Raw genomic sequence first — 21,904 nt, forward strand, 5'->3', positions numbered from 1 at the left:
GCGATCCTTCTCTGATCAGCGGGCGGGGGTCCGGTGCTCCGCCGCCCAGGCGTCCAGCAGCTCCCGGTGCGGCTCGATGAAGTGCTCCGCCGTGTAGGCGCCCTGCTCGACGGCGAGTCGATCGCGTTCGGCGCGGTCGTAGTCGATCTGCGTCCGCGAGTAGTCCTGCTGCTGGAGGCTCGGCCGGAAAAGGTCCGCCGCCGCGGAGTTCGTGTTGTAGATCTCCGGGCGGTAGATCTTCTGGAACGTCTCCATCGTGCTGATCGTGCCGATCAGCTGGAGGTTCGAGTGGTCGTTGAGCAGGTCGCCGCGGAAGTAGTACGCGAGCGGTGCGACGGAGCCGGGTGCCAGGAAGTACCGGACCTGCAGCCCCATCCGGCCGAAGTACTCGTCGGTCAGGGACCGCTCGTCCTGCCGGTACTCCACGCCGAGGATCGGGTGGTGGTTCGGGGTCCGGTGGTAGGTCCTGCTCGTCGACACGCTGATGCAGATGACGGGCGGCGCCGAGAAGCGCTCCCGGTACGCGTCGGACTCGAGGAAGCTCTGGAACAGGGCGCCGTGCAGATCGCCGAAGTCCTCGGGGACGGTGAACTCCTCCGCACCCGTGTTCGCGGCCGGCAGTCGCACGCTGAAGTCGAAGTCGCGGACGTAGGACGAGAAGTTGTTCCCGACGATCCCGTGGTGGCGCACGCCGGTCAGCCTGTCGACGATCCGGACGTCGAGGACCTCGAGGAGGGGGAAGTCGCGGACCGCCTCCTCGGCGGGGAACCCCACCTCGACCGAGACGATCTCGAGCTGGACGGTGTAGCGGTCCCGACCCGGGTTGTCCCAGTGGGCGAGGTCGTTGAACCGGCGGTCGATCATCGTCAGGGCGTTGCGGAGGTTCTGCCTGCGGTGCTCGCCCCGGGCGAGGTTGGCGAAGTTCGTGGTGCTCCGAGAGCTGGTCGACGGGGTGTAGTCCTCGTCGAAGCAGGTCGTGGTGATCCTGAAGGTGACGTCGTTCGCCATGAGCGCCCAATCCGATGATCAGCAGGCCGCACCGGCCCTGAGGGAAGCGTGCGGACCCAGAGTGCCCGTCACACGGAGGCATCGAAGAATCCGGCGCGACTATGCCGGGGTATAGTCCCGCCCTATGGCACGACGAACGGGCGGGATCTCGCTCCAGCAGCTCCACTACTTCGTCGAGGTCGCCTCCGAGGGGTCGATCTCCGCTGCGGCCGACCTGCTCTACGTCGCTCAGCCGACCATGTCCGCGGCGATGAAGGATCTCGAGACGCGGGTGGGACGCGCCCTCCTCGTCCGCTCCGCCCGCGGGGTAGCCCTCACCACGGACGGTGCCGAGTTCCTCGGCTACGCCAGGCAGGTCATCGAGCAGGTGGCGCTCCTCGAGCAGCGCTACCTGGGGCGGCCGCCGTCGCGTCGCCTGCTCGGGGTGTCCACGCAGCACTACTCGTTCGCCGTCGACGCCTTCGTGCGGATGGTCAGGAGCACGGAGGGGGAGAAGTACGAGTTCTCCCTGCGCGAGACCCGCACCCGGGACATCATCGAGGACGTCCGCACTCTGCGCAGCGAGCTGGGGATCCTGTACCGCAACGACTTCAACCGGGACGTCATCGACAAGATCCTCCGCGACGCGGGGCTCGCCTTCCATCCCCTCTTCCTCGCCCTGCCGCACATCTTCGTCTCGCGGAGGAACCCACTGGCCTCGCGCGAGCGGGTGACCCTCGCGGATCTCGCCGAGCTGCCGCGGCTCACCTTCGACCAGGGGGCGGACAACTCCTTCTACTTCGCCGAGGAGATCCTCTCCACGCTGTCGAGCGACCGGGAGATCCGCGTGTCCGACCGGGCGACGATCTTCAATCTGATGATCGGCCTCGACGGGTACACCATCTCGACCGGCATCATCAGCGACGACCTCGACCCGGCCATCGTCGCCGTCCCGCTCGACGTCGACGAGCGGATCGAGATCGGCTGGATCGGTCACTCCGCCATCCCTCTCACCGAGCAGGCGCGGCGCTACCTGACCGAGCTGCGGGCCGTGGTGACCGAGGGCGGCATCACCCTGCTCGGGTGAGCGGCACGGCGCGGCCGCCCCGCCCGTGCGCCCGGAACCGCCGAGTTGCGGTTCCGCCCGCACGCGCGGCTCACCCTCGAGAGCCCGCACGCCGACGACATCGAGGCGGTGCGCACGATCTGCGGAACCGGCCCCGAGAACCACGCCGGGGGCGCGGCGAGCCCCTCCCTCCGCCGGCTCAGCCCGGGATCGACGGGGTCGCCCGCACCGCGTTCACCGCGCGGTCGGCGACGATCTCGTCCTCGGTGCCGGAGTCGAGGATCGTGTTGCGCGTCGACGCCGCGTCCACGAGGACGGTCGTGAGCGGGAGCCGGTCCGAGGTCGCGGTCGAGAGCAGCGCGTCGACCTGTGCCTCGAAGGCGGATCCACCCGAGGCGGCGCGGACGTCCTTGCCGACGATGTGGTTGCCCGAGACCTGGTTGCCGGTGCCGCCGACCAGGCGGACGATCACCGGCGCGGATCCCTCCGGGCGCACCTTCCGGGCGTCCACCACCTCCGAGACGTGGTTCGCGAGCACGGAGTTGTCGCTGCCGTCGATCCGGACGAGGCCGAAGTCGTCGTCGCGGCCGTTGTCGATGCCGAGGAACGGCGTCCACGGCTCGTGATCGCGCAGCAGGTGGTTCGAGCCGACGAGGTTCTCGGAGCTGCCCTCGTCGAGCAGCACCATGCCGGGGTAGAAGGAGTGCAGGCGGTTGGCGACGACGCTCGAGCGCGTCACTCCGCTCAGGTGCACGCTGCTCGCGCCCCGGGGGAACACGTTGTTCGCGGTGATCAGCAGCCCGCCGTGGTTCTCGGCTCGGATGGAGTGCCCGTGCGGGCCGGCGCCGAGCAGGTTGTCGGTGATCTTCGACGCCTGGCCCCAGCCGAGCAGCTCGATGCAGCTGCCGCTCTCGGCGAGGAAGTTGTCGTGGATCGAGAGCGCGTCGGCGTGGTGGATCGTCAGCGCGTGCTCGAGGTAGACGAAGCCCATGCCGGTGACGCGGAAGGAGTCGTTGGCGCTCGTGACGAGGATCCCGGTGCGGCCGTTCACGTAGGTGTTCTCGGGGTGGACGTCCGTGCCGTCGGCCTCGAAGTGCATCCCGTCGAGGCAGAAGTCGACGAACTCGACCGAGCTGATCCGCGGGCTGCCCTCGCGGCGGACGAGGAACGCGGCGCCCTCCTCCTGCGTGGCGCCTCCCTCCAGCAGCACCTGGATGCGGCTGCCGCCGGGCCACAGCTCGTGCAGGTCGGGCCACTCCGCCTCGGGCACGTTGAACCGGATGCTGGAGGAGGTGAAGCCGTGGCCGGAGCCCTGGATGCGCAGGTAGCTGATGTCGATGACGACCTGCGTGCGCAGCGGGTAGTCGCCCGGCGGGAGGTGGATGACGGCGCCGGGCCTGCCGCCCTGCTGCTCGTCGGTGGCGGTCTGACGGCTCCGGACGTCGTCGAGCATGCTGTTCAGCACCTCGCCGACGTCGCGGGTCGGATCGCCGACGGGCCAGGTCGTGACGTCGTACTGGAAGGGGCCGGGCATCGGTGCTCGCTCTCGTGTGCTGGGGGTGCCGCATGCGGAGGGGGGGGGGGGGGGGAACGCGGTGCTCCGGATCGAGGAGCTTGCGGGTGGTGGTCGTTCCGCAGTGCTGTGGCGACAAAACGATTTGTCACGACCGACTGTAGGACCGATCGCGGCGTGAGGAAAGGGGGAGTGGTGACGGGTGATGCTCGCGCGGGTGGCGACTGGTCGCTCGTGGGTCTCTGCGGGTCGGATCAGGCCCGATCCGAGTCCACTCGCGGATGCGTCGCTGCACGAGTGGGCGCGATCCGGGCTCTGCAGGGCGGATGGGGCCCGTTCCGGGTCCACTCGCGGGTGCGTGGTCGCGCGAGTGGACGCGATGCGGGCTTCAAGCCTCGTGTAGGGCCCGTTCCGCGCCCACTCGCGGGTCAACCGCGGTCCGGGTCCGCGGAGTCGGAGACGCCGTTCGCCTCCGGTGCCCCGATCGTGCTGATGATCGGGAGGGTCCCCGTCCGCACGAGCGGCTCGTGCGGATCCGAGGGGGAGGGCGCCGGATCCACGACCGGCAGCGGCGCCGTGGTCGGCGACGGCTCGCCCTCCCGGTACAGCACGTCGGCGGCCAGCGCCGCGTCCATCCCGCGGTCCCGCCGCGCCCGCGCACGCACCGGCGCCACGGCGCGCACCACCGGAGTCCGCAGTCGGCGGTATGCGATGCGCCCGAGCGTGACGCCTCCCGCGAGCCCGACGGCGATCATCCCGGCCTGCAGCAGCAGCTCGATGCCGCTCGCCGGGTCGCCGCCGGACGTCAGGTCCAGCACGCCGCGGTAGAGCGTCAGCCCGGGCAGCAGCGGCACGATCCCGCAGGCGGTCGTCACGACGGCGGGGATCCGCATCCGGTCGGACAGGGCCTCGCCGAGCAGGCCGATGACGAGCGCGGGAGCGGCGCTGGCCATCAGCGGAGCGGCGCCGAGCGCGAGGAGCGAGTCGGAGGCGAGCCACGCGCCCGCACCCGTGAGCGCGGCGATCAGCGCCGGACGCGGCGGGGTGTGCGACGAGAGCGCCCACGCGCCGGCCGCGATCCCCGCGCCGAGGATCTGCACGCCGGCCGGCCAGGGGCGGGCGTAGGAGTCGACGAGCACGAGCTCGACGCCGAGGGAGCGCGCCGCATCGAGCACGGCGGCGATCCCGACGACGATGCCCAGGGTGAGCAGTCCGACCTCGAGCAGGCGTCCGCCGGCGGTGATCGGGAAGCCGTTGATCGCGTCGTCCGCGGCGCCGACGAACGAGAGGCCGGCGAGCAGCACGACGACCCCGGAGGCGACCACCAGCGCCGGCGGCAGCGCGGCGAGCTCGACCGGCAGCTGCGGCACGACCGCGAGCAGCAGCACCGCCACTCCGGTCGCGACCGCCGCGCCCGCGATCTGCTGGAAGAACGCGGGCAGGCCCCACCCGCCCAGCAAGCGGGTGACGGTGTCGATCAGGGCGGCGGTGGCGGCCGCGACGAGGACCACGAGCGGTCCGCCGCCCAGCAGCACCGCGACTCCGGCGGCCATGACCGCGAGAGTGAGGGTGACGACGGCCCGGCGGTAGCGGTGCGGCTGCACGAGGATCGCGTCGAGCCGTTCGTGGGCCGCCTCGAACTGGTGCCGGGCCTCGTCGCGCGCCTCGCTCGAGTCGACAGTGTCGGCGACCCGCACCTCGGGGGAGCCGTCGGTGATCGCGGTGACCAGCGCCGTCACGCGGGCGAGCCGCTCGTAGTCGGCGCTGCGCGTCTGCACCACCCGCAGCACGCTCACGCCGGCGGAGTCGTCGCCTCCGTCGTGCACCACGAGGATCGACGTGAACGTGAGGTCGACCTGCACCTCGATGCCGTACGCCCGGCAGACGCGCTGGATCGTCTCGGTCACCTCGGCCGCCGCCGCTCCGAGCGAGAGCAGCGTCTCGCCGAGCCGCACCGCCAGCTCGAGCACGCTGCGCACGGTCTGCTCGGCGAGGGAGGCGCGGCGGGCGCGACGGCTGACGGGCGCGGCCGGCTTCTGTCCGCTGAGTGTGCCGACGACCTGCTGGAGGAGACGTGGAGGGCGCATCCGTCGAGCCTAGGCAGACCGCGGGGTGTCCGTGACCGCGCTCTCCGACACCCCCTGGCGCCTCCGCCCGGGATGTGAGGGGATGGAGCCCGGTGCACCTCGCACCTCCCCTCTCGGAAAGGTCGAGCATGTCGCTCAGCGTGCTGTTCATCGGTGGAACCGGCATCATCAGCGCGGAGGGCGTCCGCCGCTCCCTCGCCGTCGGGCACGACGTGACCGTGCTCAACCGGGGGCGGACGTCGATCCGGCCGCTCCCCGAGGGCGTTCGGACCCTGACCGCCGATGTCCGCGACTCCGCCTCGATGCGCGACGCCCTGGGCGACGAGCACTTCGACGTCGTCGTCGAGTTCGCCGCGTTCACCCCCGAGCACGTGCAGCAGGACATCGACCTGTTCGCCGGGCGCACCGGCCAGTACGTCTTCATCAGCTCGGCCTCGGCCTACCAGAAGCCGCCGGCGCGCGTGCCGGTGACCGAGTCGACTCCGCTGCGGAACCCGTTCTGGACGTACTCGCAGGACAAGATCGCCTGCGAGGACCTCCTCGTCGCCGAGTACCGCCGCAGCGGCTTCCCCGTGACGATCGTGCGGCCCTCGCACACCTACGACCGCACCGCGCTGCCGGTCGACGGAGGCTGGACCGTGATCGACCGGATGCGGCGCGGCCTCGAGGTGGTCGTCCCGGGCGACGGCACCTCGCTCTGGACCCTGACCCACAGCAGCGACGTGGCCGTCGGGCTCGTCGGCCTGTTCGGCGCCACGGCGGCGATCGGCGAGGCGTTCCACATCACCGGCGACGAGACGCCCACCTGGGACCGCATCCACCAGGACCTGGCCGCCGCGGCCGGGACCGAGGCGCGGATCGTGCACGTCGCCTCCGACGCGATCGCCGGCGCCGATCCGGAGCTCGGCGCCGGGATCCTCGGCGACAAGGCGCACTCGATGGTCTTCGACAACGCGAAGGTGCGGAGCCTGGTGCCCGCGTTCTCGCCGGCGGTGCGGTTCAGCGACGGCGCGCGCGAGATCGTCGAGTGGTACGACGCCGATCCGTCGCGCCGGGTCGTCGACGAGCGGATGAACGCGCTGTTCGACGCCCTGCTCGAGGCGTACCGACCGCGGCCGCTCTGAGCGCGTCGGACGCGCTTCTCCGGTGGGGGTCTGTCCGGTTTGCAGGGGATGTGCGTCCTCCCGGACGTTGCACTGCGGCGGGAAGCGCGTTCCCGCTCGAAGCCCCTGCGAATGGCACCGCCCCCTCGCGAGAGCGTCGGTCCGCAGTGACCTGTGCGATGTGCAGGGGATGTGCGCCGCTCCGCGCGTCGCGATGCGGTGGGAAGCGTGTTCCCGCTCGGATCCCCTGCGAATCGTGCACGCGCCGGATCGAGCGGGACCTGGATCGTGCGCGCGCCGACTCGAGAGCGGCCTGCCCCTCCGAGGCGGCTCTCGTGCGCGAGGATCGGAGGCATGAGTGCGCAGCGAGGTCTCCCCGCCGGACGTGCCGACGGCGTGTGGTGCCAGCTCGGCGAGCCCCTGACCGCGGTGCAGATCGCGCGCAGCGGAGTCGACTGGCTGGCCCTCGACGCGCAGCACGGGGCGTTCGACGACTCCGCGGTCGTCGCGACGCTGCGGGCCGCGGCGGTGCTCGAGGAGCGGCCGCCCGTCGCCGTGCGGGTCGCCGAGCTCTCGGACGCCCTGATCGGCCGGGCGCTCGACGCCGGTGCCGACGTGGTGATCGTGCCGATGGTCGAGACGGTCGCGCAGGCGGAGGCGGCCGTCGGGGCCGCGCACTACCCGCCGGTCGGCCGTCGCAGCTGGGGTCCGATGGCGGGACTGTGGGGAGCGGTCGCCCCGACGCCCGCCGAGGCGCGCTGCGAGCTGTGGGTGATGATCGAGACCCGCGCCGGTCTCGACGCGGTCGACGGGATCCTCGCGCTGCCGGGAGTCGCGGGCGTCTTCGTGGGCCCGTTCGATCTCGCGATCGCACTCGGCGTCGCGCTGCCCGACCTGATCGCCGCCGACGGACCCGGCGACCCGCTGCCCGCGATCGTGGCGGCGGCCCGTCGCTCCGGTGTGCGCGCAGGTGTGTTCGCCGGCGATCCGGAGCGGGCGGAGCGACTCCTCGCGCTCGGCTTCGAGGTCGTCGCGGTCGTCACCGATCAGGCGCTGATCGCCCTCGGGGTCGCCGCCCTGCGATCGGACGGCTGATCGCTCACGGCCGGGCCGCGGATCCTCCGCTGTTCCCGCGCCCGCGCCCCGCCGTTCACCGCGCCCGCGTAGCGTCGCCGCATGGCGATCACCGAGACGGCACCCCGCGGCACGGCGAGCGTCGTCCTCGCGCTCGTCGCCTTCGCGAGCGCCGTCCTGCTGCTGGGCCACGCCGCGGTGCAGGGAGTCGGCGCGCTCGTGTTCTGGCAGCCGTGCTGGTCGCAGGGGTACGAGAGCCGGGCCTGCGCGTACCTGCAGTACGAAGCGCCGACGCCGGAGTGGGTCGCTCCGCTGTGGGTCTGGTTCGCCGAGCTGCTGCTCTCGATCGCCGTGCTCGTGCTCTCGATGCGCGCGCAGGGGCGCATCGTGCCGCCGGCCTTCGCGCTGCTGGCGGTGCTGGGCTCGAGCATCCTCGTCGACTACGTCTTCACCCCGGCGGTCAACGGCGGCTACCTCTCGGCCGACAACCCTCCGGGCTTCGGGCTGATCGGCGCGGTCTGCCAGGCGGTGGCCGGCGTGCTGCTGCTGGTGACCGCGGTCCCACCGCGCCGCTGAGCCGACGGCGACGCGCGCCCGCCGCGGTTCCTCAGTAGTCGCGGCGATCGCTCGCGCTTCCCGCAACTTCTGGAGGAGCGAGGTCACCCGGTGACCCGCAGCGCGCGGCTTACGCTGGCCGGATGGACGGACCTCTCGCCGGCGGCAACATGAACGACGTCGAACGCAGCGGGGACACCGTCCTGCGGAACGCCGGACCGTGGACGCCGACCGTCCATCGCTACCTCCGGTACCTGGCCGTCGCCGGGATCGACTGGGCGCCCCGGCCCCTCGGCGTTGAGGGCGGGCGCGAGCGGCTCTCGTTCGTCGAGGGGGAGGTGCCGCTCTACCCGCTGCCCGCCTGGGTGTGGAGCGACTCCGTCCTCGAGGAGGGAGCGCGCCGGCTGCGCGCACTGCACGACGCGAGCATCGGCTTCGGCATCGACGGCGCCGTCTGGCAGGCGCCGGCCAAGGTTCCGGCTGAGGTTATCTGCCACAACGACTTCGCCCCGCACAACCTGGCGTTCATCGACGGCGCCCTCGTCGGCGCGATCGACTTCGACATGTGCTCGCCGGGTCCGCGGCTCTGGGACATCGCCTACTTCGCGACGCGCGTCGTCCCGCTGACGGCCGTGACTCCGGAGGGAGCGCCCGGGATGGACGACGCTCGTCGCCGGGTCGAGCTGCTCCTGCGCCGGTACGGCTCGGACGCGACATGGGCGGACGTCGTCCGCGTGGCGGTCGTCCGCCTCCACGACCTCGCCGAGATGTCGATCGGCAAGGCCGAGGAGCTCGGGAAGCCGCACCTCCTCGGAGAGGCGGCGGAGTACACCGCGGACGCGCGGTTCCTCCGCGACCTGCTCGACCGCGACGCGCGCGCCGCCGCGCTTCCTCACTAGTTGCGGTAACGGCTCGCGCTTCCCGCAACTTTCGGAGGAGCGACGCTCTGCGCCCGGACCCGCCGCGGTTCCGCAACAGTTGCGGTAACCGCTCGCGCTTCCCGCAACTATTGGAGGAGCGAGCCGAGCACCCCGCGGTGGTTCCTCACTAGTTGCGGTAACCGCTCGCGCTTCCCGCAACATCTGGAGAACCGAGGAGGCGCCACACCCGGAGCCGCCCACCCCGCGTCACCCCACGTGCACCGCCGGCCGGCGCCCCGGATCCGGCTCCGCGCGACGCAGCACCTCGCGCGTCACCGGCGCCACCTCGCCCGCGCCCGTGATCAGGAAGCGGAACATGTTCGACAGCGGACTCCCCTCCGTCCACTCGAAGTAGATCTCGGGGATCACCCCCGTCTCGGAGCGGATCTCGAGCAGCACCGCGGCCAGCGTGTTCGGCACGTTGCCGCTGCTCACCTGCAGCACGCGGAAGCCGTGCCGCACGACTCCGCGCACCTCCAGGTCCTCCTCGAAGTTGGACGAGTCGGCGCGGTGCACCTCGAGGAACAGCACGGGCGAGCGGGCCGGGATGTTGCTGTCGCGACGCTCCTCGCTGAGCTTCGTGCGGTACTCCTGCTCCGAGTCCTCGTCGGGTTCGTGCGAGACGATGCGGATCACTCCGTAGTCGTCGGCGTCGGAGCGGACGAAGGCCAGCGCCTGGTCGTCGAGCACGACGGAGGTGGCGCGCAGCTGGAACGACCGCTGCACCCGCGAGATCAAGGAGACGACGACGATGCCGACGATGAAGACCGCCGCGATCCTCACCCCGTCGGGCCGCTCGATCACGTTGACGACCGTCGTGTAGACGAAGACGAGCGCGATCAGCGCGAAGCCGACGGTGCGCTTGCGCTGCCGCTGCCGGCGCGCCGAGAGGAACACGGCGACGGACGCCGAGGTGATCAGCACGAGCACGCCCGTCGCGTAGGCCCCGCCCTGCGCGTTGACGTCGGCCTCGAAGAGGATCGTGATGAGGAACGCGATCGCGGTGAACACGAGCACCAGCGGCCGCACGGCGGCGGCCCACTGCGGAGCCATGCCGTAGCGCGGCAGGTACCGCGGCACGATGTTCAGCAGCCCCGCCATGGCCGACGCGCCCGCGAACCAGAGGATGCAGATGGTGCTGATGTCGTAGACGGTGCCGAAGCCGTCGCCCAGGTACTCGTGCGCGAGGTAGGCGAGCGCGCGCCCGCTCGCCTCGCCTCCGGGCTGGAACTGCGCCTGCGGGATCAGCAGCGTCGTCACGATGCTCGACGTGATCAGGAAGCTCGACATGATGATCGCCGCGGTCAGCAGCAGGCGCTTCGCCCCGCGGATCCGCCCCGCCGGGTCCCCGGGGGTGTCGCCGGGCGCGCCGGTGATCTGCGGCATCACCGCGACTCCGGTCTCGAACCCCGAGAGCCCGAGCGCGAGCTTCGGGAACACGATGAGCGCGATCCCGACCATGACCAGCGGATTCCCGTGCTGCGTCGTCAGCGCGCTCCACCAGTCGGTGATCACGACCGGGTTCTCGACCACGTGCCCGAACGACACCGCGATCACCACCAGGTTCAGGAGGAGGAACACGGCCACGAGGACGACCGCGATGCCGATCGCCTCCTTGAACCCCTTGAGGAACACGAGCCCGAGCAGCGCCACGAGTCCGAGGGTCAGCGGCACCTCCGCCCCCTCGAACCAGGCGGGGGCGAACGGGTTCTCGACGGCGTGCGCCGTGGCGTCGGCCGCCGAGAGGGTGATGGTGATCATGAAGTCGGTGGCCGCGAATCCGAGCAGCACCAGCACGAAGAGTTTGCCGCCCCACCAGGGCAGCAGCCGCTCGAGCATCGCGATCGAGCCCTCGCCGCGGAAGCTCTCGCGCGCGACGCGGCGGTAGACGGGCAGTGCGCCGAACAGCGTGAGCAGCACGAGCACGATCGTGGCGAGCGGAGAGAGGAGCCCCGCGGCGACCGCGGCGATCGCGGGCTGGTAGCCGAGCGTCGAGAAGTAGTCGACGCCCGTGAGGCACATGACGCGCCACCACGAGTGCGTCTTCTCGACCGTGGTCGCGTGCGGGCCCTGGTGCGCGCCGGACTCCTCGGACAGGCCGGTGAGCATCCAGGCGCGGAGGGCGCGGCGCTTCACGGGCGGGGGAGGAGTGGGAGTGGCGGCGGCGCGCGCCGGAGAGGAGGTCACCTCCCGTTTCTACGCCCCGCGGGTGATCGGCGATGACCGATCCGGGAAATCACCCGTGAGGATTCCGTAGGGATTTCGGGCACCGGGGCGCTCGGGGCCTCGCGCGCCCCGGTGGAGACGCTGAGGACGCTCTCTCGAGCAGTGGCCGGTGGTCGACGTCGTTCGGCCCGGGCCCCGGATGCAGGCCGGGAACACCGCTACACGCGGGGCCAGTCGCTCGTGAGAGAGGCCTCCACGGCGCGGTTGCGGAACGAGTAGGGCTTCCCGCGGTCGATGATGCCCCGCACGGTGTCGAGTCGTTGCGAGAACGGTCCGACCTGCGTCGCCGATGCCAGGCCCATCCGCTCGGCGATGCTCGTCAGTGTCCGCTCGGCAGGCGGCAGTGCTGCCATCGCCTCGACGAACTCGCGCTCTCGCGTCGGGAGGCGGTTCAGGATGCGTTCGACGTGGGCCGAGGCCTCGCGCTCGGCGCCGCGCCAGCCGGACACGACGTCGTCCTGGGAGATCACCGCCGTCGTCGCCGCGTTCCAGGCGCGCTGCCCGGCGAGCTGGAAGAGGAACGGCTCGCCGCAGCAGAGCGCGGTGATCGCCGTCGCCGCGTCGGCGCTCATGGTGACGGTCTCGGCGCGGCCCTCGGCGGTCGTGGTCCGCCATCCCTCGAGGACGAACGGCTGGAGCGCTTCGAGCAGATCCCGCTCGTCGAGGGCGGTGAGCGTCGTGGTGCGGAATCGCCGGGCGAAGGTGGCGCCCTTCCTCGCGCCGGCCATGTCCTCGAAGTCCGGCAGCCCGGTCAGGTAGACGGTGACGGGGAGGAACCGCGGTATCCGCGCCCCACCGGGAGCGATCGCCTCCACCTCGTGCGCCAGCACGTCGCCCAGTGCGATGAGCAGCTGCGACAGCGCGGCCTCGTCGGTGATGTTCTGCACCTCGTCGATGTGGATCATCACGACGGCGTCCTGCTCGATCGCCGCCTCGCCGAGCTCGACCAGCAGTTCGGACAGGGCGGTGAAGGGTTCCTGGCCCGTCCCGCCGCGCACGGTGAGGGAGAGCCCGGCGACGGCGACCTGCTCCACGCGCGCCAGGAGCTCGACGACCCGCTGCCGTGTGGAGGTGCCCAGCCCCGCCCGCTCGGCCAGTCGGAGCACCGCGGAGGCCACGAGCCGCAGCGGGTCGGCGCCCGACGGCATCCGCAGTTGCGGCGTGACCCAGTCGCCGGCGTCCGCCGCGCTCCGGGCGATGCGGCGGACCAGACTGGACTTGCCCGTTCCGGGCTCGCCGAGGATGGTGCGGCCGGTCTCGTACAGACCGGCGGCGCGGCGCGGGCGGACGACGTCCCGCCAGTCGCTCAACTGCTCGACCCGTCCCGCCCAGACATCGGGTACGACGTCCGAGCCGGGTTGGAAGGGGTTACTGAGGGCGGATCGCACGCGATAAATTTATCACGCCCACCGGAGAGCGACGATAACTTTTACAGGACGCGCCCGCGCCTCGCACGGGCGATCACCAGTCGACGAGCGCGTCGAGGTCCTCCGCGACGAAGATGCAGAACGGATGACCGGACGGATCCGCGAAGACGTACAGCGGTCCCTCCGTGTCGTCGCTCTGGTCGTCGATCACCTCGGCGCCCAGCGCCACGGCGCGCTCGCGCTGCTCCTCCAGCTCGGCGGCGTCCGCCACCATCAGGTCGAGGTGCAGCTGCTGCGGGTGCTCGCCCTCGGGCCACGTCGCGCGCTGCAGCCGGTCGACGCGCTGGAACGCGAGCCGCACCCCCTCGGGCGTGCGCAGCGCGACCCACTCCGCGCGGTCGTCGGAGCCGTCGGCCGGCGGCTCGTCGCCGGGCCGGTAGCGGCCGCCGAGGAGGGCGGCGTAGAAGGACGCGAGACCTCGCGCGTCCTGCGTGTCGAGCACGATCTGTCGCAGTCGCAGTGCCATGGCGGCAGGGTACGCCGCGCGAGGCGGGCCCGACAGGTCCCGTCAGGCGTCCCGGCGTCGCGGCCAGGCCACCCAGTCGCGGGACCAGGGTGCCGAGATCCCGCGCTCCTCGAGATCGGCGAGCAGGTCCGGCTCGGCGACGCTCCACCCGCTCGACTCGCCGGAGTCGTCTGCGCGCACGAGGTGGGAGCCGATCCGGAGCTCCTCGCCGTCGACGACGCTCTCGGACGGTCCGCCCGACACGACGCTCTCGGACAGGCCGCCGGCGACCACGCCGAGCACATAGCCCTCGAGCTCGTCGGCGACGCGCGTCCACTCGTCGTCGCAGGCGTCGCACCCGCAGACGGGGAGGGCGGCGCGCTGGAACTCCCCGGCGTGGACGAGGACGCCGGGGAAGTCGGTGAAGACGAACGTCAACGGGGAGGCCTCCGGTGAGGCCGGGACCACGCGCACGGCCCGCGCCTCCCGGCCGATCTCGACCCCGTCGCCGGCGGCGGCCGCCGGATCGTCCGACGCGGTCGCGGCGTACTCCTCGACGAGGTGGGCGATCAGGGCGTCGGCGACGACGTGCAGCGGACGGAAGCGCTCCGCGTGCGCGACGACCGAGTAGGCCTCGTCCGGAGGCGATCCCTCCCACCGGCTGCCGTAGGGGATCACCGCCCCGTTCTCGTCGGTGAAGACCGGCTGCTCGACGGCGGGGCGGACGTAGCTCATGCGGACGACGCTACGGGGTGCTCGGCGTGCGCGCGCCGTGCCGGTCGATCGGCTGCTCCGACGGCTCCGGCACGAGGAAGGGGGCGGGCACGCCGGCCCTGTCGCCGGGACCCCCGCGCCGACGCGCGGTCAGACCGCGCCGAGGCCCGCGACGAGCGAGATCGCACCCAGGGCGAGGAGCACCGGGCCGCCCAGCGCTCCGCACCAGAAGCTCGGAGCGGCGAGGGTGCGGCGAGGGAGGACCGAGACCGCACCGATCGCGGTCAGGAGGGCCGCGGCGACGAACAGGATCGGCTGACCGAGCACGAACCCGAGCGGCAGGAAGTGGACGCCGACGACGATCATGGCCGCGGCGGCGATGAGCTCCGCCCGCTTCGCGCGCACGAACCGGATCGAGAGCACGACGATCGCGACGACCTCGATCCAGGCGACGACGACGTACCAGACGAAGGCCGGTGTGCCCGGGACGAGGGCCGACGGCGACCCCCAGTTCCGCACGAGCGGCGGGAGGGCGGTCCCGAGGAGGGCGAGCCCCGCCACCTGGATAGCGACGAGCACCACCCGCGGAATCGCGCCCTTCGGCGGCCGCTCGTGCGCCCAGCCCGCCCAGACGAAGGCGGCGAGCCCGAACAGCGCGCCGATGAACAGCAGGTCGCGCGGGACAGCGTCGTCGATCATGGGGACCCCCGGCTTCCGACGGTAGCCGCGCGACGGGTGCCGGGCATCCGCCCCCGGTGGGAGATCCGCGCCGGGGGTGAATCGCGGTCTGCAGCGGTCAGCGGCTGGGCGGAGCGCCCGCACCGCCGCCGGGAGCCGCTCCCGCGGTCGGAGTCGTCGTCGTGTCGACGCGGGCGGTGAGCGCCACGGAGTAGCCCGTCGCGACGTCGCCGGACGTCGTGCCGAGCTGCAGCACGCCTCCGTCGTCGCCGAAGACGTTGTCGTCGGCGAGCGAGACCCGCGCGAGGTTCTCCGTCGATCCGCTGTACTCGTCGAGCGCGTAGACGGCGGCGCAGGCGTCCTCGGGGAGGGCGACCTGCGAGGTCGCGATCGCGTTCGCCGCGTCGGTGATCGAGGCGGCGTCGGGGTAGACCTCGAAGTGGATGTGCGGCCAGCGGCCGGAGTAGCAGGCGGGGAAGACCGAGGTGAACGTCACCGCTCCGTTCGCGTCGGCGACCTGGACCCCGCGCAGGTAGGTCACGTCCTCGACCCCGGAGGAGTACATCGAGTAGTTCCCGCCCGCGTCGCAGTGCCAGACGTAGACGGCCGCACCGGCGAACGGCACGTCGCCGTTCGCGGTGTCGAGGATCGTGAGGGTCAGCGTCATCGGCACGCCCGCGGCGGTCGCTCCGCCGTCGATGCTCGAGCGGATGTCGCTGCGGACGACTCCGGCGTTCTCGAGCACGTCGACCCCGTTGGATCCGTCGCCGGGATACGGTCCGGCGGTCTCGTTGGGGATCTCGCCGGTCGCTGTCGAGGCGGTTCCGGAGGAGGCGGTGCCGGAGGATCCGCTCGCGGACGACGTGCCCGTGCTGCCGCTCGCGTCGGTCGTGCACGCCGCGAGCCCCACCGTCGCCGCCCCGACTCCGATCAGCGACAGCACCCGCCGACGACTGAACAGCGTGCCGACGTCGAAGAGCAGCCCCTGGTCGACGACCTCCTCGTGCGGCCGGTCGAGACGCCGCCCCTGGTAGGCGGGCCCCTGCGGGGTGAGGTCGGGCTCGGGGATGCGGGTCATGGGGTCCTCCTCGGACGTCGGCTGCGCACCCGACTCTGGCGATCGGGTCTATGAGCCTCCGATGTGGGACCGGTGACGTGGCGAAGGGTTCGCCCGAGGCTCTGCTGACCCGTCCGGTGAGGCGCGACAACGTTGAGCGCAGGCGCTGAGCGTAAAGGTTAGAGGCGCTAACCTTGGCTACACATCAGCCCCGCACTTGGGAGGTCCCCGTGCACCACGTCGACCGTGAGTGGAACCCGCGCGAGACCGCGGGGCTCACTCGTCGAGACCGCAGCCCCGGCGTCTACCGCGCTCTCGTGCCCGACGAGCTCGGACTCGCGCTGCCTCCGCTGGGCCGAGAGGCAGCCGGTGCGGCGGAGGACGCTCTGACGGTGCTGGCTCGGGCCGACGAGCGCATCGGCGCCAGAGGCAGCTCTCTCAACCATCTCCTGATCCGCTCCGAGAGCATCTCGTCCTCGTGGATCGAGGGGAATCGCGTCACTCCGAAGAAGCTCGCGATCGCCGAGGTGCTCCAGCAGGGGAAGAAGGTCGCACTCGATGTGATCGCGAACGTCCGGGCGACGGAGACCGCCATCGCCGGACTGGCCGATCGTGAACGCCGCATCACGCTCGCGGACATCGAGGCGCTGCAGCACACCATCGAACCGTCGCTCCCGTACGGCGTCCGTGAGGAGCAGAACTGGGTGGGCGGCACCGGGTGGTCCCCCCTGCGAGCTGATTTCGTGCCGCCGCCGGAGTCCGAGGTGCGACGGCTCGTCGAGGACCTGGCCGCCTTCGTGACGGCGACCGAGGGCAACCCCGTCGTCCGAGCCGCGCTCGCCCACGCCCAGTTCGAGACCATCCATCCGTTCATCGACGGCAACGGACGCACCGGTCGTGCGCTCATCCACACGGTGCTGAAACGCAGTGACGCCCTGCGCAACGTCCTCGTGCCCATCTCGACGGTGTTCGCCGGCGACAAGGACGAGTACATCGCCGGCCTGACCGCGTTCCGAGCCGGCGAGGTGGACGACTGGGTGATCGGATTCGCGCGGGCGACGGAGGTGGCCGCCTCGAACGCGGTCGCCCTCTCCGAGGCCATCGAGAGACTGGACTCCGCCGTCCTCGAGCGCCTGGTCGCCTATCGAGCTGAGGCCGGTCTTTCGCCCGCCCGCCCGCGGAAGGACGCTGTCGTGCTCCGGATACTGGACCGACTCGCGATCGATCCGGTTCTGACGGCGGAGACCGCCGCCCGGAATCACGGCGTCTCGTCCGTCGCCGCGCACGGAGCCCTGGCCCAGCTGTCCGCCGCCGGGATCCTCTCTCGGAACAAGGACCACAAAGGACGGCTGTTCTGCTGGACGGCGGACGAGCACCTCGCTCACGTCGCGCTGACGGAGCGCAGCAACCGCATCGGGGGAGGGGACACGCTCAACGAGGCGCCCCGGCACGGGCCCGCCCGACCCGAGACGCGTGTCGTCGGTCGGCTCCTCCGGTGACGCCGTCGATCGCCTCGGCGTCCGGGGCAGCCCGCGACCGGGCTCGCCGGTGCAGTGCCTCCAGGGAAGGGCGATCGTGACGCGCGGGTTCCGCACCCTCCCGCTCCTCGCTGCCGTCGCCCTTCTCGCCGGCTGCGCTGTGAACCTCGACGGCTCGCCCGAAGCCTCCGCCGAGTCCGCCGAGACGGCCGCTCGGGAGTCGGCGGCCGCGCTCGCCGACGGCATCGGCGCCGACCGGCCCGACGACATCGACGAGGTCGCGCGCGAGGCCGTCGCGGCGGGCGCCGACCTGATCGCGATCGAGTCCCTCGAGGCCCCCGAGCTGATCGACCCGTTCGGCGCGCTCACGACGCGCATCACCGGCGCTGACGGAGAGGCCTACTGCTTCCGCATCGAGTACGGCTACTACGGCCGCCACAGCGACGACGGCGAGACGGTCCTCGGCACGACGACCGGGGTGGAGGACGTCGAGTGCGACGCGTCGACCCCGGGCGTCGCTCCGCCGCCGGACACCCGCGAGATCGTCGTGCCCGCTCCGAACGCCGAGGAGGCGGCGACGGAGGTGCTCGCCGGGCTGCCCGAGGATCCGGGACCGGCGGACGCGGTCGTCGCTGCGATCACCGAGCGACTGGCCGCCCCGACGGGGGTGCGGGAGGTCGCGGCGCCGCCGACGGCGGTCGTGCGGGGGAGCGATGTCGGAGTGGCGATGGGCCGCGCCGAGGACTGCGTGCTCGTCAAGCGCGAGGACGGAGTGGTCACCCGCGTCGTCGTCGCGCCGGTCCGGCTGCAGCCGGGCGAGCTCGGCTGCACCGCAGAGACGGCCCTGCTCCCGGCGGAGTCGCTCGGGTCGCCGCACTGACGGGCCGGCTCGCAGGCGTCCTCGACGAGGCGTCCTCGAGCCGTCGAGACCGCCCGCTGCCGCAGGACGTCTCGACGGTCCGAGGACGTCTCGACCGAGGCCGACGGCTCAGCGGGCCGCCCGCTCCCGGATCGCGAGGATCACGTCGGTCTTCGCGTCCGAGTACGCGTTCATGTCGTCCCAGCGGCGGCGCAGCAGGTCGCGCTTGACGCTCTCGTAGAGCGCCCGGTCGGCGGGGTCCGAGCGGAGGCGGTCGCGCAGCTGCAGGTACGCGTCGATCGCGGCGGCGCCCCGCTCGTAGACGTGCACGTGCACGTCCCGCGCGGGGGTCCGCACGAGGCGGTGGCCCGGCTCCCGCACGCGCAGCAGGTACCCGGCGGCCAGGAGCGCGTCGAGGTACTCCTCCTCGGCCGTGATGTCGTCGACGATCACGACGATGTCGATGATCGGCTTGGCCGCGAGTCCGGGGACGGACGTCGATCCGATGTGCTCGACCCCGACGCCCGGCAGCGCCTCGAGGATCCGCCGTCGATGCTCCTCGAAGTGCGCGGGCCAGCTCTCGTCGTACTCGTGCAGCGCGACCTCGAGCGGCTCGACGCCGCCGATCAGCTCGACGGCGGTGGCATCGGGGCGGCGGGAGGACATCCGCCCATCCTCGCAAAGAGAAGGGCCGGAGGGATCGCTCCCCCCGGCCCGCAGGAGCTACGCCTGCTCCTCCTGCACGTGCTTCGCGACCGTGTTCGCGCGCGCGTTCGGGACGGTGTGCGTCATGACGAGGCCCTCGACGTCCCGCGAGCCGTTGCGGCCGAGGTTCGCCAGACGCGCGAGCTCGTCCTCGGACAGGGTCTGAGACTGCAGCGGAGGCAGGTCCTTCACCTCGTCCAGCGTGATGCCGAGGCCCTCGCCGACCCGGCGGCCGAGGTCGTCCTCCACGAGGTAGAAGTGCCACAGCATCCGCTCCTGCACGGGGCGCGCGGCCTGCGCGATCAGGTCGACGAAGTTCGCGACCAGGTCGTCGCGCTCCCACTCCTCCATCAGCAGGTAGCGCTGGCCGGCCTGCATGTAGTCGTTCGTGCGCGGGATCCGCTTGCGCGTGAGGCGACCGGTGATCTCGGGGCCCTGGTCGTCGTGGGTCGGGTACTGCGCCTCGCGCAGCCCGCCGGTGATCGAGGGCTCGTAGTTCACGTGCGGGTTCTCGCCGCCGTGATCCTGGTGGAACGCCATCTGCCCGTCGCGCTGGTTGGTCGCGACGTGCACGTTCTTCGGCGCGTTCACCGGCAGCTGCAGGTAGTTCGGGCCCACCCGGTACCGCTGGGTGTCGGAGTAGGAGAACGTGCGCCCGACCAGCATCTTGTCGTCCGAGAAGTCGAGGCCGTCGACCAGCACGCCGGTGCCGAACGAGAGCTGCTCGTTCTCGGCGAAGTGGTTGGTGACGTTGCGGTTCAGGACCATGCGCCCGACCGTCTTCGGCGGGAACTCGTTCTCGGGCCAGACCTTCGTGTCGTCGAGCGGATCGAAGTCGAGCTCGGGGTGGTCGTGGTCGTCCATCAGCTGCACGCGCAGCTCCCACTCGGGGTACTCGCCGCGCTCGATGGCCTCGTAGAGGTCCTTCGACGCGTGGCCGAGGTCGCCGCCCTGCACGACGGCGGCGTCGGCCTCGGTCATGCTGCTGACGCCCACGGAGGGGATCCAGTGGTACTTGACCAGCTTCGTGTCGCCGGCGGCGTTCACCCACTTGTAGGTGTTCACTCCGAAGCCCTGCTGGTGGCGGTAGTCGGCCGGGATGCCGCGGGGGCTGAACAGGTTGACCAGCATGTGCATCGACTCCGGCGTCTGCGACATGAAGTCGAAGATGCGGCCGGGCTCCTGCCGGAACGTGACCGGGTCGGGCTTGAGCGAGTGGATCACGTCGGGGAACTTGATGGCGTCGCGGATGAAGAAGACGCCGAGGTTGTTGCCCACGAGGTCCCAGTTGCCGTCCTCGGTGTAGAACTTCACCGCGAAGCCGCGGGGGTCGCGCGCGGCCTCGGACGAGTCGCGGCCGCCGATCACGGTCGAGAAGCGGATCGCGACATCGGTGCGCTTCCCCGCCTCCTGGAACAGCTTCGCGCGGGTGTACCGCGAGATCGGCTCGTCGCCCCAGGTGCCGGTCGCCTCGAAGTAGCCGAAGGCGACGGCGCCACGGGCGTGCACCACCCGCTCGGGGATCCGCTCGCGATCGAAGTGGCTGATCTTCTCGAGGAACTGGTAGTTCTCGAGTGTGGCCGGGCCGCGGGCCCCGACCGTGCGCTGGTTCTGGTTGTCGTAGACGGGGTGGCCCTGACGGTTGGTCAGGATCTTCCGGTCATCGCCCTCGGCGGGCGGCTGGGAGGAGACGTCGGTCATGGATCAGGTGTCCTTTCCAGGTGGCGGTCCCGTCCATCCGATCAGAGACGACCTGGACGACGCCCCGGGGTTGACGTCAGCGGTCGGCGCGCACGTGCACCGTCTCGCCCTCGAGGACGAACCGGAGGCCGCTCCCCTCGCCGAACTCCTCCCGCAGCTCCTCGGGCAGCGAGGACGAGACGGTGAGCTGCGCGGTCGCGGGGAACGAGCGGGCGCTGCATCCGCTGGACACGATCACGCTCTCGCCCGACGCGGCGAGCACCACCGAGAGGCACGCGCCGCCGTCGTCGCCGCTGGGCCGCTTCACCAGGCGGAGGCCGTGGAACGGTGCGGACGCGAGGGTGCTCTCGGCGCCGCCGAAGCGCGGCAGGTCCTCGGCGGGGGTCAGCGGCAGGGATGCGACCTCGCGGTCGGGGGCGGTCGTCGCCCAGAGGGTCGCGCCGACGCCGGCCGCCACGGCGACGACCAGCGACGCCGCCCAGAGCAGGGCGAGCGCGCGGCTGATCCGAGGGCGCGGTGCGGAGTCCGGCTCCTCGGCGAGGAGCGGGCCGCCCGACTCGAGGGTCCGCAGCCGGGCGAGCTCCCGCGGCTCGAGGTCGGGCCGGCGCCCGTAGGCGCGGCGCTGCAGCTCGCGGAGCTCGTCCTCGTCGGTCACCCTCCGAAGTGTGCCACCGGGCGGTGCGGGCGAGGCGTCCTGCTGCCGTCGAGGCGTCCCGTCGCTCCTGGACGTCTCGACGGGAACGCGACGCCTCGACGGAGTGCCCCGCCCGTACCATCGGAGGGTGCCCGAGGAGCCCCGCCTGACCGAGACCACGGCCGCCGACGCCGTGGCGCTGACGCTGTTCGTCCTGCAGGAGGCCGAGATCATGCGGCGCTACGGCGGCGACGACCCCGGGCCGCGGCCGGTACCCGAGACCCCGACGCTCCTCCTCCGCGTCGAGGGCGAGGTCGTGGGCTGCGTGGCGCTCGCCGCGGAGGGCGAGGTCGGCGAGATCAAGCGGATGTACGTGATCGAGCAGGCGCGGGGGCGCGGCTTCAGCCGGCTCCTGCTCGCGGGGGTCGAGGAGCTCGCGGCGCGTCACGGCGTCGAGCTGCTGCGCCTGGTCACGGGCACGCAGCAGCCCGAGGCCGTGGCCCTCTACGAGAGCTCGGGCTACGAGCCGATCCCGGGCTTCGGCTACTGGGGCGACGAGCCCGAGAGCCTCTGCTTCGCGAAGCGGCTCGGCTGAAGCGTACGGAACCGAGGTCGGGAGCGGCTGCGGGCCTCGTCCGGGGGCCTGGCGCCCCTCCGCTCCTCGGTTGCGAACGG

General features: G+C 72.0%; 20 protein-coding genes. 8 read left to right on the top strand and 12 right to left on the bottom strand.

The features are described 5' to 3' along the window. Positions 1-15: 15 nt before the first annotated feature. Positions 16-1,008 (bottom strand): putative oxygenase MesX, encoded by a 993-nt coding sequence (locus C1I63_RS05360; protein WP_107574052.1) that lies wholly within the window; start codon positions 1,006-1,008, stop codon positions 16-18. Positions 1,009-1,132: 124 nt separating this feature from the next. Here C1I63_RS05360 and C1I63_RS05365 point away from each other — a divergent pair, with 124 nt between their 5' ends. Continuing rightward, positions 1,133-2,074 (top strand): LysR family transcriptional regulator, encoded by a 942-nt coding sequence (locus tag C1I63_RS05365; RefSeq protein ID WP_107574053.1) that lies wholly within the window; start codon positions 1,133-1,135, stop codon positions 2,072-2,074. Between the two features lie 178 nt (positions 2,075-2,252). Here C1I63_RS05365 and C1I63_RS05370 read toward each other — a convergent pair whose 3' ends face one another. Continuing rightward, positions 2,253-3,587: a NosD domain-containing protein gene (locus C1I63_RS05370; RefSeq protein WP_107574054.1), complete on the bottom strand. Its 1,335-nt coding sequence runs from the start codon at positions 3,585-3,587 to the stop codon at positions 2,253-2,255. Between the two features lie 407 nt (positions 3,588-3,994). Next, complete coding sequence (locus C1I63_RS05375) at positions 3,995-5,653, bottom strand: threonine/serine exporter family protein (protein ID WP_107574055.1); 1,659 nt, start codon at positions 5,651-5,653, stop codon at positions 3,995-3,997. A gap of 128 nt (positions 5,654-5,781) precedes the next feature. On the opposite strand from C1I63_RS05375, the gene C1I63_RS05380 reads away from it, so the two are divergent. The 4 genes from C1I63_RS05380 to C1I63_RS05395 all read left to right on the top strand — a co-directional run bounded on the left by C1I63_RS05380 (position 5,782) and on the right by C1I63_RS05395 (position 9,284). Beyond that, on the top strand, positions 5,782-6,777 hold the full coding sequence (locus tag C1I63_RS05380) for an SDR family oxidoreductase (protein WP_107574056.1): 996 nt from the start codon (positions 5,782-5,784) through the stop codon (positions 6,775-6,777). A 333-nt stretch (positions 6,778-7,110) separates the two neighbouring features. Continuing rightward, a complete protein-coding gene (locus C1I63_RS05385) occupies positions 7,111-7,851 on the top strand; it encodes an HpcH/HpaI aldolase family protein (protein WP_107574057.1) in 741 nt (246 codons plus the stop codon). 81 nt (positions 7,852-7,932) lie between these two features. Beyond that, entirely contained in the window at positions 7,933-8,406 is a 474-nt protein-coding gene (locus tag C1I63_RS05390; RefSeq protein ID WP_107574058.1) for a hypothetical protein, read from the top strand. Positions 8,407-8,528: 122 nt separating this feature from the next. Next, a complete protein-coding gene (locus C1I63_RS05395) occupies positions 8,529-9,284 on the top strand; it encodes a phosphotransferase (RefSeq protein ID WP_107574059.1) in 756 nt (251 codons plus the stop codon). Between the two features lie 228 nt (positions 9,285-9,512). On the opposite strand, the gene C1I63_RS05400 is transcribed toward C1I63_RS05395, so the two are convergent. From C1I63_RS05400 to C1I63_RS05425, 6 genes are all read right to left on the bottom strand, one after another. Beyond that, on the bottom strand, positions 9,513-11,414 hold the full coding sequence (locus tag C1I63_RS05400) for an APC family permease (RefSeq protein WP_107575739.1): 1,902 nt from the start codon (positions 11,412-11,414) through the stop codon (positions 9,513-9,515). Positions 11,415-11,689: 275 nt separating this feature from the next. Beyond that, the gene (locus C1I63_RS05405) at positions 11,690-12,919 is read right to left on the bottom strand and encodes an AAA family ATPase (protein ID WP_107574060.1); all 1,230 of its coding nucleotides are present in this window, start codon (positions 12,917-12,919) and stop codon (positions 11,690-11,692) included. A gap of 73 nt (positions 12,920-12,992) precedes the next feature. Next, complete coding sequence (locus tag C1I63_RS05410) at positions 12,993-13,424, bottom strand: VOC family protein (protein ID WP_107574061.1); 432 nt, start codon at positions 13,422-13,424, stop codon at positions 12,993-12,995. 42 nt (positions 13,425-13,466) lie between these two features. Continuing rightward, positions 13,467-14,138 (bottom strand): DUF6226 family protein, encoded by a 672-nt coding sequence (locus tag C1I63_RS05415; protein ID WP_107574062.1) that lies wholly within the window; start codon positions 14,136-14,138, stop codon positions 13,467-13,469. Positions 14,139-14,267: 129 nt separating this feature from the next. Next, positions 14,268-14,816 (bottom strand): hypothetical protein, encoded by a 549-nt coding sequence (locus C1I63_RS05420; protein WP_107574063.1) that lies wholly within the window; start codon positions 14,814-14,816, stop codon positions 14,268-14,270. A 97-nt stretch (positions 14,817-14,913) separates the two neighbouring features. Continuing rightward, on the bottom strand, positions 14,914-15,873 hold the full coding sequence (locus tag C1I63_RS05425) for an intradiol ring-cleavage dioxygenase (RefSeq protein ID WP_107574064.1): 960 nt from the start codon (positions 15,871-15,873) through the stop codon (positions 14,914-14,916). Between the two features lie 209 nt (positions 15,874-16,082). Between C1I63_RS05425 and C1I63_RS05430 the strand changes: the two genes are divergently transcribed. Both C1I63_RS05430 and C1I63_RS05435 read left to right on the top strand, forming a co-directional pair. Next, positions 16,083-17,351 (top strand): Fic family protein, encoded by a 1,269-nt coding sequence (locus tag C1I63_RS05430; RefSeq protein WP_107574065.1) that lies wholly within the window; start codon positions 16,083-16,085, stop codon positions 17,349-17,351. A 76-nt stretch (positions 17,352-17,427) separates the two neighbouring features. Continuing rightward, complete coding sequence (locus C1I63_RS05435) at positions 17,428-18,210, top strand: hypothetical protein (protein WP_146168372.1); 783 nt, start codon at positions 17,428-17,430, stop codon at positions 18,208-18,210. A gap of 108 nt (positions 18,211-18,318) precedes the next feature. Here C1I63_RS05435 and C1I63_RS05440 read toward each other — a convergent pair whose 3' ends face one another. The 3 genes from C1I63_RS05440 to C1I63_RS05450 all read right to left on the bottom strand — a co-directional run bounded on the left by C1I63_RS05440 (position 18,319) and on the right by C1I63_RS05450 (position 21,250). After that, positions 18,319-18,855, bottom strand: a complete 537-nt coding sequence (locus tag C1I63_RS05440) for a GrpB family protein (RefSeq protein WP_107574067.1) — start codon at positions 18,853-18,855, stop codon at positions 18,319-18,321. Between the two features lie 57 nt (positions 18,856-18,912). After that, positions 18,913-20,595 (bottom strand): catalase, encoded by a 1,683-nt coding sequence (locus C1I63_RS05445; protein ID WP_107574068.1) that lies wholly within the window; start codon positions 20,593-20,595, stop codon positions 18,913-18,915. Positions 20,596-20,671: 76 nt separating this feature from the next. Then, positions 20,672-21,250, bottom strand: coding sequence for a hypothetical protein (locus tag C1I63_RS05450; protein ID WP_107574069.1), 579 nt, complete (start codon positions 21,248-21,250; stop codon positions 20,672-20,674). Positions 21,251-21,377: 127 nt separating this feature from the next. Between C1I63_RS05450 and C1I63_RS05455 the strand changes: the two genes are divergently transcribed. Further along, positions 21,378-21,824, top strand: a complete 447-nt coding sequence (locus tag C1I63_RS05455; RefSeq protein WP_055784888.1) for a GNAT family N-acetyltransferase — start codon at positions 21,378-21,380, stop codon at positions 21,822-21,824. Positions 21,825-21,904: the final 80 nt, after the last annotated feature.

Source organism: Rathayibacter caricis DSM 15933, from assembly GCF_003044275.1.
GTDB classification, from domain to species: Bacteria; Actinomycetota; Actinomycetes; order Actinomycetales; family Microbacteriaceae; genus Rathayibacter; species Rathayibacter caricis.

What these genes read in the sequence shown, in the direction of transcription:
- C1I63_RS05360 (WP_107574052.1), bottom strand. Translation starts at nt 1,008, where the DNA reads ATGGCGAACGACGTCACCTTCAGGATCACCACGACCTGCTTCGACGAG.
- C1I63_RS05365 (WP_107574053.1), top strand. Translation starts at nt 1,133, where the DNA reads ATGGCACGACGAACGGGCGGGATCTCGCTCCAGCAGCTCCACTACTTC.
- C1I63_RS05370 (WP_107574054.1), bottom strand. Translation starts at nt 3,587, where the DNA reads ATGCCCGGCCCCTTCCAGTACGACGTCACGACCTGGCCCGTCGGCGAT.
- C1I63_RS05375 (WP_107574055.1), bottom strand. Translation starts at nt 5,653, where the DNA reads ATGCGCCCTCCACGTCTCCTCCAGCAGGTCGTCGGCACACTCAGCGGA.
- C1I63_RS05380 (WP_107574056.1), top strand. Translation starts at nt 5,782, where the DNA reads ATGTCGCTCAGCGTGCTGTTCATCGGTGGAACCGGCATCATCAGCGCG.
- C1I63_RS05385 (WP_107574057.1), top strand. Translation starts at nt 7,111, where the DNA reads ATGAGTGCGCAGCGAGGTCTCCCCGCCGGACGTGCCGACGGCGTGTGG.
- C1I63_RS05390 (WP_107574058.1), top strand. Translation starts at nt 7,933, where the DNA reads ATGGCGATCACCGAGACGGCACCCCGCGGCACGGCGAGCGTCGTCCTC.
- C1I63_RS05395 (WP_107574059.1), top strand. Translation starts at nt 8,529, where the DNA reads ATGGACGGACCTCTCGCCGGCGGCAACATGAACGACGTCGAACGCAGC.
- C1I63_RS05400 (WP_107575739.1), bottom strand. Translation starts at nt 11,414, where the DNA reads ATGCTCACCGGCCTGTCCGAGGAGTCCGGCGCGCACCAGGGCCCGCAC.
- C1I63_RS05410 (WP_107574061.1), bottom strand. Translation starts at nt 13,424, where the DNA reads ATGGCACTGCGACTGCGACAGATCGTGCTCGACACGCAGGACGCGCGA.
- C1I63_RS05415 (WP_107574062.1), bottom strand. Translation starts at nt 14,138, where the DNA reads ATGAGCTACGTCCGCCCCGCCGTCGAGCAGCCGGTCTTCACCGACGAG.
- C1I63_RS05420 (WP_107574063.1), bottom strand. Translation starts at nt 14,816, where the DNA reads ATGATCGACGACGCTGTCCCGCGCGACCTGCTGTTCATCGGCGCGCTG.
- C1I63_RS05425 (WP_107574064.1), bottom strand. Translation starts at nt 15,873, where the DNA reads ATGACCCGCATCCCCGAGCCCGACCTCACCCCGCAGGGGCCCGCCTAC.
- C1I63_RS05440 (WP_107574067.1), bottom strand. Translation starts at nt 18,855, where the DNA reads ATGTCCTCCCGCCGCCCCGATGCCACCGCCGTCGAGCTGATCGGCGGC.
- C1I63_RS05445 (WP_107574068.1), bottom strand. Translation starts at nt 20,595, where the DNA reads ATGACCGACGTCTCCTCCCAGCCGCCCGCCGAGGGCGATGACCGGAAG.